General features: G+C 70.8%; 15 protein-coding genes. 6 read left to right on the forward strand and 9 right to left on the reverse strand.

The window, feature by feature from the left end; translation table 11 throughout:
• Positions 1-10 precede the first annotated feature (10 nt).
• Entirely contained in the window at positions 11-292 is a 282-nt protein-coding gene (locus tag ACU6WY_RS00240) for a metal-sensitive transcriptional regulator (protein ID WP_483820488.1), read from the reverse strand.
• A 75-nt stretch (positions 293-367) separates the two neighbouring features.
• Here ACU6WY_RS00240 and ACU6WY_RS00245 point away from each other — a divergent pair, with 75 nt between their 5' ends.
• On the forward strand, positions 368-1,375 hold the full coding sequence (locus tag ACU6WY_RS00245) for an endonuclease/exonuclease/phosphatase family protein (RefSeq protein ID WP_483820489.1): 1,008 nt from the start codon (positions 368-370) through the stop codon (positions 1,373-1,375).
• Between the two features lie 13 nt (positions 1,376-1,388).
• Here ACU6WY_RS00245 and ACU6WY_RS00250 read toward each other — a convergent pair whose 3' ends face one another.
• Positions 1,389-1,817, reverse strand: coding sequence for a hypothetical protein (locus ACU6WY_RS00250; protein WP_483820490.1), 429 nt, complete (start codon positions 1,815-1,817; stop codon positions 1,389-1,391).
• Positions 1,818-1,877: 60 nt separating this feature from the next.
• Positions 1,878-2,495: a GntR family transcriptional regulator gene (locus ACU6WY_RS00255; RefSeq protein ID WP_483820491.1), complete on the reverse strand. Its 618-nt coding sequence runs from the start codon at positions 2,493-2,495 to the stop codon at positions 1,878-1,880.
• 325 nt (positions 2,496-2,820) lie between these two features.
• On the opposite strand from ACU6WY_RS00255, the gene ACU6WY_RS00260 reads away from it, so the two are divergent.
• On the forward strand, positions 2,821-3,027 hold the full coding sequence (locus ACU6WY_RS00260) for a cold-shock protein (protein ID WP_483821934.1): 207 nt from the start codon (positions 2,821-2,823) through the stop codon (positions 3,025-3,027).
• Between the two features lie 36 nt (positions 3,028-3,063).
• Here the strand turns inward: ACU6WY_RS00260 and ACU6WY_RS00265 are convergent, their stop codons facing one another.
• Genes ACU6WY_RS00265 through ACU6WY_RS00280 form a run of 4 tightly spaced genes read right to left on the reverse strand, consistent with a single transcriptional unit; the run spans position 3,064 to position 8,065 of the window.
• Positions 3,064-5,127 carry a bifunctional lysylphosphatidylglycerol flippase/synthetase MprF gene (locus ACU6WY_RS00265; protein WP_483820492.1) on the reverse strand — a complete coding sequence of 688 codons (2,064 nt, stop codon included), beginning with the start codon at positions 5,125-5,127 and terminating at the stop codon, positions 3,064-3,066.
• A gap of 5 nt (positions 5,128-5,132) precedes the next feature.
• Positions 5,133-6,365 carry a hypothetical protein gene (locus ACU6WY_RS00270; protein ID WP_483820493.1) on the reverse strand — a complete coding sequence of 411 codons (1,233 nt, stop codon included), beginning with the start codon at positions 6,363-6,365 and terminating at the stop codon, positions 5,133-5,135.
• Entirely contained in the window at positions 6,358-7,080 is a 723-nt protein-coding gene (locus tag ACU6WY_RS00275; RefSeq protein WP_483820494.1) for an HAD hydrolase-like protein, read from the reverse strand. The genes ACU6WY_RS00270 and ACU6WY_RS00275 overlap by 8 nt, the downstream gene beginning before the upstream one ends.
• A gap of 55 nt (positions 7,081-7,135) precedes the next feature.
• Positions 7,136-8,065 carry a helix-turn-helix domain-containing protein gene (locus ACU6WY_RS00280; protein WP_483820495.1) on the reverse strand — a complete coding sequence of 310 codons (930 nt, stop codon included), beginning with the start codon at positions 8,063-8,065 and terminating at the stop codon, positions 7,136-7,138.
• Positions 8,066-8,269: 204 nt separating this feature from the next.
• On the opposite strand from ACU6WY_RS00280, the gene ACU6WY_RS00285 reads away from it, so the two are divergent.
• On the forward strand, positions 8,270-9,538 hold the full coding sequence (locus ACU6WY_RS00285; protein ID WP_483820496.1) for a nitrilase-related carbon-nitrogen hydrolase: 1,269 nt from the start codon (positions 8,270-8,272) through the stop codon (positions 9,536-9,538).
• A 73-nt stretch (positions 9,539-9,611) separates the two neighbouring features.
• On the opposite strand, the gene nucS is transcribed toward ACU6WY_RS00285, so the two are convergent.
• Positions 9,612-10,304 (reverse strand): endonuclease NucS, encoded by a 693-nt coding sequence (gene nucS, locus ACU6WY_RS00290; protein WP_483820497.1) that lies wholly within the window; start codon positions 10,302-10,304, stop codon positions 9,612-9,614.
• A 90-nt stretch (positions 10,305-10,394) separates the two neighbouring features.
• Between nucS and gad the strand changes: the two genes are divergently transcribed.
• Both gad and ACU6WY_RS00300 read left to right on the forward strand, forming a co-directional pair.
• On the forward strand, positions 10,395-11,795 hold the full coding sequence (gene gad, locus ACU6WY_RS00295; RefSeq protein ID WP_483820498.1) for a glutamate decarboxylase: 1,401 nt from the start codon (positions 10,395-10,397) through the stop codon (positions 11,793-11,795).
• A 68-nt stretch (positions 11,796-11,863) separates the two neighbouring features.
• On the forward strand, positions 11,864-12,556 hold the full coding sequence (locus tag ACU6WY_RS00300; protein ID WP_483820499.1) for a hypothetical protein: 693 nt from the start codon (positions 11,864-11,866) through the stop codon (positions 12,554-12,556).
• 10 nt (positions 12,557-12,566) lie between these two features.
• On the opposite strand, the gene ACU6WY_RS00305 is transcribed toward ACU6WY_RS00300, so the two are convergent.
• A complete protein-coding gene (locus ACU6WY_RS00305; protein ID WP_483820500.1) occupies positions 12,567-13,808 on the reverse strand; it encodes an MFS transporter in 1,242 nt (413 codons plus the stop codon).
• 79 nt (positions 13,809-13,887) lie between these two features.
• Here ACU6WY_RS00305 and ACU6WY_RS00310 point away from each other — a divergent pair, with 79 nt between their 5' ends.
• Complete coding sequence (locus ACU6WY_RS00310) at positions 13,888-14,937, forward strand: LacI family DNA-binding transcriptional regulator (protein WP_483820501.1); 1,050 nt, start codon at positions 13,888-13,890, stop codon at positions 14,935-14,937.
• Positions 14,938-15,020 lie beyond the last annotated feature (83 nt).

A 15,020-nucleotide genomic window follows, 5' to 3' on the forward strand; every position in this document is an offset into this window, starting at 1 on the left:
TCCTCGGGGGTCAGGAGCGGACGAGGCGGGCGATGGCGTCGTTGGCCTCGCGGATCTTGTCGGCGGCGACCTGGCCGCCCTCGGCACTGGCCTGGGCGACGCAGTGGCTGAGGTGGTCGGACAGCAGCGACAAGGCCACCGTCTCGAGGGCCTTCGTCGCCGCGGACACCTGCGTGAGGATGTCGATGCAGTACTTGTCTTCGTCGACCATGCGCGCGATGCCGCGCACCTGGCCCTCGACCCGGCGCAAGCGCTTCTGCAGGTCGTCTTTGTGGCCGTCGTACCCGTTCACACGGATACCATACCCCCCTAGGGTATGTGTGAGGCCGTTGGGCGAAAACTCATCGGCACCGGCTTGACTGTCGGCATGCCGCCCGCCCGCCCCTCCCGCCGTGCCCTGTACGTGACGCTCGCCGTCGGCGTGGTGCTGGCCGTTCCCGTGGTGTGGCCGCAACTGTTCGGCATCCAGCGCTCGCAGGGGATCGCGATGCTGATCGCCTTCCGTGGACCGCTGGCCCTGGGCTTGGCCGTCCTGGCTGTCGTCGCCGGCGTCGTCGCACTCCTGCGCCGACGCGTGGCGGTCGCGGCGGGACTCGCGCTCGTTCTCGGGCTCGCTGCCCTCGGCAACGGTCTCGTCCTTCTCGCCCGCGGCGGGGGAGGAGGCCCCGTACCGGACGGCGACGTCACCGTCGCGGTGTGGAACACCTACGGCGGGGGAGCGTCACCACAGAGCATCGCCCGGCTCGTGCGCGAGAGCGGCGCCGATGTCGTGAGCCTGCCCGAGACCGACGCGCTCGCGGCGGCGGAGGTCGTCGGCATCCTGGCCCGGGACGGCATCGCGATGACGGCGGACACCGTCGAAGCCGCGGCCGGCGACGCCCCGGTCCCGACCACGATCCTCATCGCCGACGCGCTCGGACCCTACGTCCATGACGAATCGGCCGGGTCGACGCCCGGTGCGCCGAGCGGCGTGTGGCGACCGGCCGACGGGTCGGGGCCAACGCTCATCGCGGCCCACCCCGTCCCACCGCTGCCGCTCCTCATCGAGGAGTGGCGCTCCGGGCTCGAGTGGGTCACCCGGCAGTGCGTCGGCGAAGACGTCATCCTCGCGGGAGACCTGAACGCCACCCTCGATCACCTCGCGGGCTTCGGGGTGGGGAGCCTCGCGGTCGGCGAATGCCGGGATGCCGCGGAAGAGGCGGGATCCGCCGCGCGGGGCACCTGGCCGGTGCGCCTGCCGTCCGCGCTCGCCGCGCCCATCGACCACGTGCTCGTCGGCTCGGGCTGGGTCGTCCGCGGATTCGAGGTGCGCGAGGACTTCGACGACGCCGGCAGTGATCACCGTCCGGTCGTCGCGGTACTCGCGCCGCGCTGAGGCGCGCCTCTGCTCACTCCAGCGTCGGCGGGAGCACGTAGACGAGGTCGTCGCCGTCGCGCGCATGCTCGACGAAGCCCAGGCCGGCCAGCATCTCGTGCGAGGGATCGTCGTCTGCGGCGACGCACGCGTACAGCGGGCGCTCCGGTTCTCTCCCGGTGAGCAGGCGCAGCGCCTCGCCGGCGGCCTCGCGGGGAGCGTCGCGTGTCACGGCGATCAGCGCCTCGCGGTCGCCGTCGATGTCGAGGGTCGCCGCGACCCCGATCACCGCGTCCGCCGCGACGATCGCGCGCGCGACGGTCGTGTCGGCGTCGATCCAGGCGTCGAACGCGGCGCGGTCGGCGACGGCGGCCCGCGGCCACGCCGAGGCGCTCTCACGCAACGCCGCGTAGGCGGCATCCCGGTCCTGGTCACGGAGATCGCGGAGCTCGATGCGGGTCATGGCGTCACGCTAGCGTTCGCCCCGGCGAAAGGAGGATGCCTTGCGCTCGGGCGGGCCGCCTCAGTAGAGGCCGTGCATCGTCAGCCACAGGTGCGCCGAGCGGGCGGTGTCGCGCGCGCCGATCGCCGCCGCGAGCGCATGGAACAACTCCTCGTCTGTTCCCTCGCTCGCGCACATCCACCCGCGGAGGTTCCGCCGCACGACGAATTCCGTCTGTTGGAGGGTCTCGCGAAGCACGATGTTCTGCGAGGCGTGGGTGAAGTGGGCCAGCAGCGCGAAGCCCGCGTCGACGTAGTCCGGCGACGATCCGGTGCGGGCGGCGTCGGCCAGCGCGTCGAAGCGGCGGACGCCCTCGCTCACCTCCTCGTCGGAGCACCGGGGCAGAGTGAGATGCATCGTCATGGCGATCATGTGCACCGCGTAGTCGCGCATGTCCGACATCTCGTCGTCGGTGGGGCGGGTCACGCGGGTGTACCGGTGAGGGGAGATCTCCACCAGCCGGATCGCCTGCAGCCGCTGAAGGGCTTCCCGCACCGGAGTGCGCGAAATGCCCATGTGGGCTGCCAGTTCGACGTCGCGCAGCCGGTCTCCGGGGCGCAGTCGCCCATCGACGATCGCCTCGCCGAGGGCCGCGTAGGCCTCGTCGACGAGGGCGAAAGGGTGCCGCCGGTCCTCCATGACGCGGAGTCTATGTCGCGCGGATATCACAGATAAATGTCATAGGGGGAGAATTCCTAGGTTTCGTGTCGCGCGAAGGGGACGTGCGGCTGTAAAGTGATCGCCGTCACGCCTTGCGTGACATATCCGGGGGGATCCGTCGACGCCCGGGCTTTGAGCTTTGCTCAGCCCGGGCGTCGTATGGGCTTAAGGGGACCACCGCCGACCTCCCTCCGCGTCCATGCAACGTTTGGATTACGAGGCCGTGCGCGCCTCGGGTGCCACCCGTTAGCGTGAGCACTGATCGGCGCGCTCGGCGCCGACGCGAGCAGAAAACGGCATGTCGATGAGCACGCAGGGCACGGTCAAGTGGTTCAACTCGGAGAAGGGATTCGGCTTCATCGCTCCCGATGAGGGCGGCCAGGACGTCTTCGCCCACTACAGCGCGATCCAGTCGGGCGGATACCGCTCGCTCGAGGAGAACCAGCGCGTCGAGTTCGAGGTCGCCCAGGGCCCCAAGGGGCTGCAGGCCGAGAACATCCGGCCCCTCTGATCCCCTCGCCGCGACCAGCCCCGACAACCGGTCGGGTCAGCGCTCCGGCCGCACCAGGTCGAGTCCCGCCGCGGCGAACTGCCGCAGGGTCGCGTGAGGGAGGAAAGCACGGGTCAGTGCCGCCCCGATCCGGGTGAGGTCGGCCTCGTCGCGGTAGAGCAGGTACATCGTCTCGTAGCGCGGGTGGAACTTCTGCTTGAACCGGTGCAGCGACGCGAAGCCGTAGACGGGCTCCAGCATGGTGGCCATGCGGGTCTGCAGATCGGCGAGCACCCCGGCATCCGCGGGGTACTCGTGCGCGAGTGGCGCACCGGAGAGCGAGAGTACTTCTGCGCCCTCGTCCGAGAACTGCCGTGCCGACGAGCCGATGAGGTACTCCATCACCGGTCCGAATCCTCCGTCGCGACGGCGCATGAGATCGAGCGTCCAGCCGCGCACGTGCCCCTCTCCGTACATCGGGAGCCATGACAAGAACCCGTCGACGTCGCCGTCCGGTGAGATGGCGATGGCGACCCGCACCTCGGGATCGTTCGCCTCGTCGAGCGTGCCGAGGGTGAACCCCATCTCGGGGAGACCCTTGTCTCCGACCCAGCTGTCGGAGATCGCGCGCAGCTGCTGACGGATGCCCCACGGCTCGTCGGCCAGCCGCGACAGGCGGAAGGTCATGCCCTCGCGCTCCGCGCGGTTGAGCGACGTGCGCACCGCCCCCCAGGCCTTGCCCGTGAACTGCAGGCCGGGCAGGTCGACGATGGTGTCGTCGGCGACGACGATGCTGCGCCACCCTTCGGGAAGCGCGGCGCGGGTGTTCTCGCCGGCGCTGAAGAAGCACGGCGCCAGGCCCGCGAGCTCAGCGCGGTCGATGAACGAACGGATGGTGTCGGGTCGCGTCTCCTCGGGTCCGAGCGGGTCGCCGAGCACGAGTGCCACCCCGGACCGCCGCTGGAACGCGACGATTCCGCGGCCGAACCGCGCGTACGACATGCCCTCCCACGTCGTCATCCACGAGAGGGTGCCGCCGCCGGTGGACCGCAGCTCGGTCTTGACGTCGTCGACGCTGGGCGCCGGCGTCTCACCGAGAGCGGCCTTCGGGCGCGCGCGGAACGCCGCGCGCACGAGGATCAGGTACACCAGGGCCACGACCCAGGTCAGCGACGAGGCGAGGGTGATCGAGAGGTCGGCATCGACGGCTCCCTCCAGGCCGCCGAGACCCAGCGCCACCGCCAGCCCGGCGGCGAGCACCAGCAGGAGCACGTTGAGCGCACCGTAGACGACGAGCAGCACCCACGCCCACCGACGCCCACGTCGGATGCCGGTCGCCACCACGAGCACCACGATCGTGTTCACGGCCACATCGATCCACGAGCCCGAGGTCGGGGAGGAGTTTCCGAACGGGCCGGTGGTCGGGCTCAGGTACGTGAGGATCTCGATGGCGCCGAGCGCGCAGACGACGACGAAGGCGATCAGGCGCTGTTCGCGCACCGATACGCGCTGCGGGCGCAGGGAACGGTCTACCGTCAGCACGAGCGCCACTGCCAGGACGTGCTCCAGGTCGTTGAGCGAACCCCAGTACAGGAAGGTGACCGACACGACCGCGACAAGCACCGTCCAGGCGCGCAGACGCCAGGGAGACGGGAGGAGCGAGATCGCCGCCGCCAGGCACGTCACGACGCCGGCCGAGGGTCCGACGTCGAGCGCCGCCGCCTCCTGCTGCGCCCAGGCCCACGGCGGGAGCGCGGCGAGCCAGAGCAACGCCGACGCGGCCAGCACGGCGAACAGCTGTCCACCCACGAAGTACGCCGCGGCGACCCGTGATCCCCGGCGGAATTCGAGGAAGCCCAACCCCACCAATCCGACGAGGATCGGCAGGTACAACCACGGCTCCGAGACGAAGAAGGTGCCGGTGATCGGCGTCCACCACCGTCCGGCCTGCAGGGCGGGGAGCCCGTAGGCCACCACCGGATGCAGCGGTGAGGAGGCGAAGGACTGCCAGAGGCCCCCGGATGCCACGCCGACGACGAGCAGGATGACGATGAGCGCGGCGGTGGTCGGGAGACGGCGAGCGACGGTGACGACGCGGCGGACGGTGAGTTTCTCCCCCATGCCGCTCACGATAGAGCACGGGGGGAGAGCGCCCCCTCACGCGGGACCGCGCGCCACGCGGTGCGTGCATGGGCGAGAGCCTCCGCGGCATCCTGGGCCGCCCGTGCGTCCGCGAGCGCGCGACGTGCCTCGTTCAGACGCAGCCGCTCGGAGATCGGCGGGGCGTCCGCGAAGGCCTCTGCCGAGGCGAGCGCCGCCCGCGCGCAGGCCAACGTGCCGGGCAGAGCCGTCCGCGCCGCCTCAAGGCGGCGTCGCGGACTGGGGATGTCTCCGAGCACGTCGTCGCGCGTCTCGCGCGCGCGGGCCACGATCTCGATGGCGGCCCGCGGGCGCCGATCGAGCTCGTCGCGGGCGGTGCTCACCTCGTCGGCGGTGGCGCTGAGCCGCTCGAGGGCATCGGGTGAGACGGCACCGGGTTCTGCTGCCGCGGTCGCCCGCGCGGCGGCGATTTCACTCTCGGCCGTGGTGACCTCGCCCGGGGCGTTCTCGGCCGCCTGCGACACGATTCGGTGCGCATCTTCGACGGCGCGCAGCAGACGCCCGGCCCGGCGGATCGCGGCGGTGGCCTCGAACAGGTGCTGCTCGGCCGAGGAGAGATCGATCGCGTTCCTCTCGGCGGCGTCGAGCGCGCGGTCGGCAGCGGCCAGTGCCACCGCGGCTTCGCGAGCCGCCCGCTCGGCGTCGGCCCACTCGCTCCCGTCGAAGCGCGCCCGGAGATCGGCCACGAGCGGCGCGGGGTCGCCGGAGGTGCGAGCGACCTCGGCGCGGCGGGCGCGGGCGGCAGAGATCCGCGCGGGCACGCCGCGGTGAGTGCCCGCCCACACGGTGAGGCTCTCCCGCGTGCTCGCGGTCGCCGCGATCCGGCGTTCCAGATCCGCGCGGAGACGCACCCCGTCGGCGCGGCGCTGGGCGGGCAGGCGCGTCGACGACCGCAGCGCCGCGACCTCTTCGAAGCCGCGATCGCGCCCGCGGAGGGCGGCGGCTCGCGCGCGCCGGAGGTCGGTGGGCGCGTCGTCGCCGGTGAACACGTCGGCGGCTTCGAACGCGACGTCGAGAGCGGTGGCGTCGTCGTCGAGGCGCTCCAGCGCCGCCGCGGCCGCGTCGCACGCCTCGGTCGCCGCAGCAATCGCCCGGGGAGAGCGACGTCGGGCGCGCACGATCAGGGCGACGACACCGGCGATCAGCAGGACCGCCAGCAGGCCGAGCGACGCCGGGAGCGCCCAGACGACGTCAGACACCGGGCGTGGAACCCTCCGCCTGCTGTTCGTTCGGGGTCGAGGCGTCGTCGACCAGGAGGAGAGCGCGCAGCTGATCGATGTCGTCGACGGCCGCCTGGGCACCGTCGGCCTCGTGGGGCCAGCTGAACCCCCAGCGGACGAAGATCACCGGGACTCCGGCATCCTGACCGCCCTCGACGTCGTGGTGGCGGTCGCCGATCAGCACGGGGCGCGACGTGTCGTACCCGCGCGCGTCGAGACGGCGCAGCGCCTCGCGCACGATGTCGGACTTCGCGCTGAGCGTGCGCTCATCGGGCGACGCGCCGACGATGGCCTCGAGGGAGGGGGCGAGGCCGAAGTGGTCCATGAGGGCCACAACCTGCACCTCGGGCTTCGAGCTCGCGGTCGACTGGGGGATGCCGGCGGCGTGCAGATCGTGCACGAGCTCGCCGACGCCCGGGTACAGACGGGCGCTGACGGTGTAGCCCTCGCTCTTGTTGAGCCCGCGGTAGAAGGTGACCGCCTCGGTCGCCTCGTCGGGCGTCATGCCCACGTTGACCTGGAACGACTCGAACATCGGCGGGCCGATCCAGTGCGACAGCTCGCCGCGCGTCGGCGGTGTGCGGCCGAAGTGCTCGAGCGTGATGGTGAGGCGGCGGAGGATCCCCTCGGACGCGTCGACAAGGGTTCCGTCGACGTCCCAGAGGACGCACGACCAGGGGGAGCGCACGGGCATGGGCTCCACGCTACCGGCCGGTTCGGCGCGCGTCTGCGCGCGGCCGCATCGTGACTCAGGCCGTTGCCGTTTGTGGGGCCGTGCGGAGTTCGTGAGCGCGGCGTGCCATCGCCTCGGTGCGGAAGGTTCTCGGGCTGATGCCGGCGTCGGCCTTGAACGCGCGGTGGAACGTGCTGACGTCGGAGAAGCCGGAGCGGAGCGCGATATCGGACACCGAGTCGTCGCTCGTCGCGAGCGCCGCCCGGGCGATCGCGATGCGGCGGCGGCGGATGATCCCGGCGGGGGAGTCGTCGTGGGCTTCGAACGCGGCGTACAGCCTTCGCGGCGACACCGCCAACGCTCGCGCCACCACCGCCGCGGTGAGTCTCGGGTCGGCCGCGCGCGCGTGCACATATCGCTCGAAACGCGTGCGGATCGCTCCGTCGGGGGTCTCGACGTGATGATCGCGGAGCGCGGAGAACATCGCATCCACCAGGTAGACCACGGTGTCGTTCAGGTCCGACGCATCGGGCTGCCCGTCGAGGATCTCGCGAGTGTAGGCGGTAAGGGCTCGGATACCTGTTCGTGCCGACAGTGTGCGCGCGGTCAGAGCCTCGACGTCCGCCCGGGTCGGGGTGAGACGTTCGAGGGGCACGTGGATGACGACACCGTCGCCCCGGTTGGGAAACCGCAGTTCGTAGGGTCGATCGGTCAGGTAGGCGACCGCGTCGCCGGGTCCGTGCTGCGCCGAGCGGCCGAACTGGTCGACCTGCCCGTACCCGCGTCGTTGCACGTAGAGGAGGACGCCCGGCGGCGACGCGTCGTCGATGGACGCGCGCGCGAGGTGAGTGGCGGCGGAGCGCACCCGGTGCACAACGGTCTGCGGACCACAGCGGACGGAGTGCACCGAACCGGCGAAGTCCCGATCGATCGACCGGACGCGCAGGGGCACGAAGCTGCGGGAGACCAGGCTCTCCCATTCCGCGGCATCCGTGACTGTCTGCATGCGCCGAGAGTGCCGCGCCCGTGTTTCCTGATCACGCCCGCCGTGTTTCCCCGCGATTTCCGGGGGCGATTTTGTGCCCGAAATGCACGAAGTGCCACTTTTTCCGCACGGTCCGCCAGGACAGCGGGGGCTTCCGCTTCCTTGACTCGTGAGTCGACGGTCAATGGCGATCACGACCCTCCCCATACCCGAGAAATGAGCAGCATGAAAACGACACTCCTCCGCGGACTCACCGTCGGTGCCGTCACCGGCGTCGCGCTGGGACTCGCGGGCGCCGGCGTCGCCCACGCGGCCGTCCCCGCCACCACTGAGCCGTACACGGTCGCGGCGATCAGCGCGGCATCCGTCGAGTTCGATCTCGACGCCAGCCTCGACCTCGCCGACCGACTCACCGCGGATGCCGCTGCCTCCGGCGCCGAGCTGGTCACGTTCGGTGAGCTCTGGCTGCCCGGCTTCCCACGACAGATCAACTCCGATCCCACGTGGGCCGCGGCGAACTTCCCCGACTACGCGGCCAACGCCCTCACGGTGGGCGACGCGAACTGGGAGCGCCTGCTCGACATCGCCGACGAACACGACGTCTACCTCTCGATGGGCTTCGCCGAGCGCGAGGGCGACCACCTCTACATGGGCCAGGCGCTGATCGGCCCCGACGGCGCCGTGCTCGAGACGCGCCGCAAGATCCGCCCCTCCGGCAGTGAGCGCAGCTTCTTCTCCGACGACGTGATGGACGGCAACCTCGAGGTCACCGAGACCGCGCTCGGCCGGATCGGGATGCTGGAGTGCTGGGAGCACCTGCACCCGCAGATGACCTACCCGATGCACGCGAAGGGCGAGAACGTCCACGTTCTGGCGTGGCCGTACAACCCCACCGACAACACCGATGTCTCCTTCTGGGAAGACGGACGCGTCGCCGAATCCGCGGCGCGCATGTACGCGATGACCGGGGGCACGTGGGTGGTGTCGCCCGCCGTCGGGTGGGCGTTCGTCATGAACCCGCTCGGTCAGATGATCGCGCAGTCCCAGCCCGGCGATGACTTCGTCACCGCGACGATCACGCCCCGCGGCTTCGGCGGCGACGACGTCTACAACCCCCGCGGCGAGCACTCGTGGGGCGTGTGGGAGATGATCGGCGACACCTACCCGGACTCCGCGAAGGTGCCTGACCCGGAGCACGGAACGCTCAACAGTGTCTCGCTGGCCGGACTGGGGGTCGGCAGCCCGAGCACCGAGCCCACGCCCCAGCCCACGCCGACGGGCGACCCGACCGCGTCGCCGACGCCGAGCGTCGCGCCGGCTGCGGCGCTCCCCGGCGGTGGGGGGAACGGTGGTCTCGCCTCCACCGGCGTCCAGGTCAGCCCCTGGGGCGTGGCCGCGTTCGGCTCGATCGTGATCGGCGCCGCGCTCGTGTGGATGGCGCGCCGGTCGCGCGCACGCGGAATGCTGTCGATCCTCGCGCCCGCGCGGAAGTAGTCGACGTCGACCGAGAGGCGGGTCGCTCCGGGTATCTGGGGCGGCCCGCCTCTGGGGTTCCGGGGGCGAGGCGTCAGAACAGGCGCGGAGCGCCCGACTCGGTGCCCTTCATCCCGTCGTAGTCGAGGGTGAGACAGCGGATGCCACGATCGGTCGCGAGCACGCGGGCCTGGGGCTTGATCTCCTGGGCGGCGAAGACTCCGGTCACCGGCGCCAGGAGCGGGTCGCGGTTGAGCAGCTCGAGGTAGCGCGTGAGCTGTTCGACGCCGTCGATGTCGCCGCGACGCTTGACCTCGATCGCGATCGTGCCGCCGTTGTCGTCACGCAGGAGCAGGTCGACGGGGCCGATCGCGGTGGGGTACTCGCGGCGGACGAGCGTGAGGCCGTCGCCGACGACCGAGACCTGCTCGGCGAGGAGCCGCTGCAGGTCGGCTTCGACGCCGTCTTTGATGAGGCCGGGGTCGACGCCGAGTTCGTGGGTGCTGTCATGGAGCACCTCGTAGATCTTCACGACCAGCGCGTCGCCGGACTTCTTGTGCGTCACCCGCCACTGCTCGATGACGCCGACGCTCGCGGCATCCTCATCGGGCTCTTCGACGGTGAGCGTGCACGGCGGGCTCATCCAGTTCAGCGGTGCGTGCTGGACGTCTCGATGGAACGCGACGGTGCCGTCGGCCTTGATCATGACGAGACGGGTAGCGAGGGGGAGATGCGTGTTCAGCCGACCGGAGTAGTCGACCGAACAGCGGGCAATGACGAGGCGCACGTCTCCATTGTCCCAAGAAGCGCCCTCATGCGAGGTCGTCGGTCGTCACTCACCTGCTAGCGTCCACAACGACGAACAGGATGCGAGATCATGTCCGAACTCTTCCGCAATGCCCAGCAGAAGCCGAGCTCGACCGAACGCCTGATCAACCCGGTCTTCGCCCAGCCCGGCGAGGCCACGACGCTCCCGCGCTTCGAGATGCCCGACAGCATGATGTCGAGCGACACCGCCTATCAGCTGGTGCACGACGAGGCCATGCTCGACGGGAACTCGCGCCTGAACCTCGCCACGTTCGTGTCGACGTGGATGGATGACAACGCGAAGCGGCTCTACGCCGAGGCCGCCGACAAGAACATGATCGACAAGGACGAGTACCCTGCCACGGCGGCGATCGAGGATCGCTGCTGGCGGATCCTGGCCGATCTGTGGAACGTGCCCGACACCGGCGACACCATCGGCACGTCGGCGATCGGCTCCTCCGAGGCCTGCATGCTCGGCGGTCTCGCGCTGAAGCGCCTCTGGCAGGAGCGCCGCACCGCCGAGGGCAAGCCGCCCGGTCAGCCGAACCTCGTGCTCTCGGCGGGCGTGCAGGTGGTGTGGGAGAAGTTCTGCAACTACTGGGACGTTGAGGCCCGCTACGTGCCCGTCTCCGAGGAGCACCTCGTGCTCGACGGCTTCGAGCTGGAGAAGTACGTCGACGAGAACACCATCGGCGTCGTCGCGATCCTCGGTCAGACCTACACCGGCCTCTACGAGCCGGTCGAGCAGATCGCCGCGAAGCTCGACGAGATCCAGGCCGAGCACGGCTGGGACATCAAGATCCACGTCGACGGCGCCTCGGGGGCGATGGTGGCGCCGTTCTGTCAGCCCGATCTGGTGTGGGATTTCCGCGTCGAGCGCGTGAACTCCATCAGCACCTCGGGTCACAAGTACGGCCTCGTCTATCCCGGGGTGGGGTGGGTAGTGTGGCGCAACACGGCCGCCTGCCCCGAGAGCCTGATTTTCCACGTCAGCTATCTCGGCGGCGATATGCCCACTCTCGCGCTGAACTTCTCGCGCCCCGGCGCCCAGGTGCTGCTGCAGTACTACCAGTTCCTGCGCCTCGGTCGGGAGGGCTACCGCATCGTGCAGCAGAACTCGATCGACGTCGCCACCTATCTGTCTTCGGAGATCGAGAAGATGGAGCCGTTCGACCTGGTGAGTCGCGGCGACACGATCCCCGTCTTCGCGTGGAAGCTGGCGGCGGGTGAGCGCAATTGGGACCTGTTCGATCTCGCCGACCGTCTGCGCATGCGCGGCTGGCTCGTGCCTGCCTACCCGATGCCCGAGAACATGCAGGATCTCGTCGTCCAGCGCATCGTGGTGCGCCTCGGCCTCAGCCACGACATGGCCGAGCTCCTCCTCGACGCGATCCGCGAAGAGGTGGCGTTCCTCGAGGACCTGAGCGCCCCGATCCCGCGCAAACGGCCCGCGACCGGCTTCGCGCACTGAGCCCCCGCGCGTCGCGCGCGCCGGGCCCCACGGCGTGGCATCCCGACCCGCCCCGAAGACAGGCGCCCATGAACTCCGGCAGGAACGAGAACGCGGTAGGCCCGCGGCGCATCCCGTTTCTCGTGCCCACGCCCACCCGTCAGAGCTTGCTGTTCATGATCGGATCGGCGCTCTTTGCCGGGGGGAGCGCACTCAGCATCGGGAATCTCGGCAGCGCGACGACCGCGAACCTGCTGTGTTTCGTGGGCGCCTGGTTCTTCACCACGGCGGGTCTGTTCCAGCTGATCCTGAGCGGCCAGGCCACCACGATGGTGAATGACCCCCCGGCCCGGATGCTGCGTCCTGAGTGGCTCGCCGCGGCCACGCAGAGCGTCGGTACCGTCCTGTTCAACGTCAGTACGACCGCGGCGCTGACCGCCACGACCGTTGCCAGCGAAGAGCAACTCGTGTGGACTCCCGACGCGGGCGGCTCGCTCGCGTTCCTCGTGAGTGCGGTGTTCGTCGTGGTGGCCTACGTGGGTGACCGCGGCCGGGTGTGGGAGCCGCGTCGCGCCGACTGGTGGTCGGGCCTGGTCAACATGATCGGCTGCCTCGCGTTCGGCGTCTCGGCGGTGGCGTCCTTCGTCCTCGCGGACGGAGCCTGGGCCGACCCCAACCTGGCCAACGGCGGCACCTTCATCGGCGCGATCTGCTTCTTTCTCGCCTCGGCGGTCGTGCTGCCGCGGCATCACCGCCGTCGTCCCGCGCGAGCGGGGCGCTGAAGAGACAGCGTCACGCGCGCCGGGTGGGCTCAGCCTCCGCGTCGTCGGCGACCACGAGGGGCTTGGCCGCGCCCGAGAAGAGCCCGGATGCCACGATCAACCCGACCACGATGAGCAGGGTGTTCAGCAGGCCGATGTGGTCGCCGATCCATCCGAGGATGGGCGGCCCGCACAGGAAGGCGACGTATCCGATGGTGGCGGCCGCGGCGACGCGCGAGGCCGCCTTCGCGGGGTCGTCGGCGGCGGCCGACATGCCGATCGGGAATCCGAGCGACGCGCCGAGTCCCCACAGGGCCGCGCCGGCGTACACGAGCGGCCCGAACGGGGCGACGATGAAGAGCAACAGTCCCGCGGCGGCCGTGACCGCCAGGACGCGCAGCACCCACACACGCCCGAAGCGGTCGACGACGGGCCCCCCGACGAGGCGGCCCAGGGTCATGGCAATCGAGAAGACGGCCAGCACGGCGGGGCCGGCCTCCTCGGGAGCGCCGTGCCCGAAGACGACGGCCGACGGGAGCCAGTCGTTGGCGCTGCCCTCGGCGAAGGCCATGCCGAGCATGATGACGCCCAGCGTGTAGGTGCGCGGCTCCCGCCAGGCGGCGAGCGAAGTGTGCAGGCGTTCGCGCCAGTGCGCGCGCTGCTCGGCGGCGGGAGCATCCAGAGCGACCTCGCGCGCGGGGACGTTCGCGATCGCCGCGAGGGCCACCACGGCGATGACGACGCCCATGATGACGCCGTGCGTCACGACAGCGACGTCCCCCCTCACCGCGAGGAAGCCGATCCCGGCGCCGATCACGGTGCCGAAGCTGAAGAACGCGTGCAGGAGGGGCATGACGGTGCGGCCGGTGGCCTTCTCGAGCGCCGCGCCCTCGACGTTCATCATCACATCGACCGCGCCGTTGCCGAACCCGAACAGCACCAGGCCCACGAGGACCACGCCGAAGAGCGAGACGCCGTCCGAGCCGAAACCGATGATCGTGACACCCACGGCCACCGAGATCAGGGCGGCGAACATGCCCCGCCGTGCGCCGAGCCGGGCCATGACCGCCGGGGCGATCGACAGCCCGAGAATGGATGCCACTCCCATCCCGAGCAGCAGCAGCCCCACGCCGGAGTTCTCGATGCCGAGCGCCTCGCGGATCGCGGGGACGCGCGACGCCCACGTCGAGATGCTCAAGCCGCTCGCGAGGAAGATCGCGCAGATGGCGACGTACCAGCGCACGAGGCGGGAGCGGGTGAGCACGGGATCCATGCGCTCAGAGTATCGATGACGGCGACCCGGACTCGAATCGATTCGAACCGCGGGGGCTCCCGGGAGGTACGATCGGGCGGTGAGCACGCGCCGCGCCACCATCAGCGACGTCGCCCGAGAGGCGGGCGTCTCGCCGTCGACGGCGTCGGTCGTCTTCAGCGGGAAGACCCCGACGTCCGAGGCGACGCGCGCCCGCGTGATCGCCGCGGCCGAGAAGCTCGGCTACACCGGGCCTGACCCCCGGGCCGCGTCGCTCCGCCGCGGCCGTTCGGGCATCGTCGGCGTGGTCTTCGACCAGCACCTCGGCACGGCGTTCCTCGATCCCGTGACCACTCACATGATGGACGGTCTGGCCGACGGCGTCTCCCGGCTCGGCGCCGCGCTGCTCCTCCTCCGCGACGATGGCGAGACGGTGAGCGAACCGTCGCTGCACACCGCCCCGATCGATGCCGCCGTGTTGGTGGGCTGCAGCCCGCGCATGCGCGATTCGCTTGAGATCGTCCGCGCACGCGGCATCCCGGTCGTCGTCATCGAAGGGGACGCGGGCGAAGGAGTACCGCGGGTGCTGCTCGACAATGTCGAGGCCCAGCGCGAGGCCGCCCGGTATGTCGCCGAACTCGGCCATCGTGATGTCGTGCTCGTCACGCTCCCGGTCGACATCGAGCGGCGCCGTGGGTGGGTCGCCGCTGATGCGGTGGTGAGCGCCGATGTCACCGCCGACCGGCTCGTCGGCGCGCGTCAGGTCTTTCCCGCCGCGCCGGCCTTCGCCGCCGCCACCAGCTCGATCGACGAGGGCGCGATCGCCGGTCGAGCGATCTTCGCCGATCCCGCTCGCCGCCCGACCGCGGTGATCGCGCAGACCGACCTGCTCGCGGCCGGCGTCATTCGCGCCGCCGAGGAAGCGGGACTGCAGGTCCCTCGTGACGTGAGCGTGACGGGCTTCGACGGCGTGGTCGTCGATGGTCTGGCCCCCCACGTTCTCACCACGCTCGTGCAGCCGGCCACCGCGAAGGGCCGCGCCGCGGGCGAGGCCGTCGCCGCCATGATCGAGGGCGCGACACCGGCCGGTCTCGATCTGACGTGCGCCTTCCGTGCGGGGACGACGACCGCACCGCCGCGTACCACATGAGATCCGAGGCCCGGTTCGACGGATGCTCCCGGTAGAATAGAAGCCAACACCCCGAGAGCCCGGGCTTTTTTGCCCGTCGACCC

Source organism: Microbacterium sp. ZW3a, from assembly GCF_057167165.1.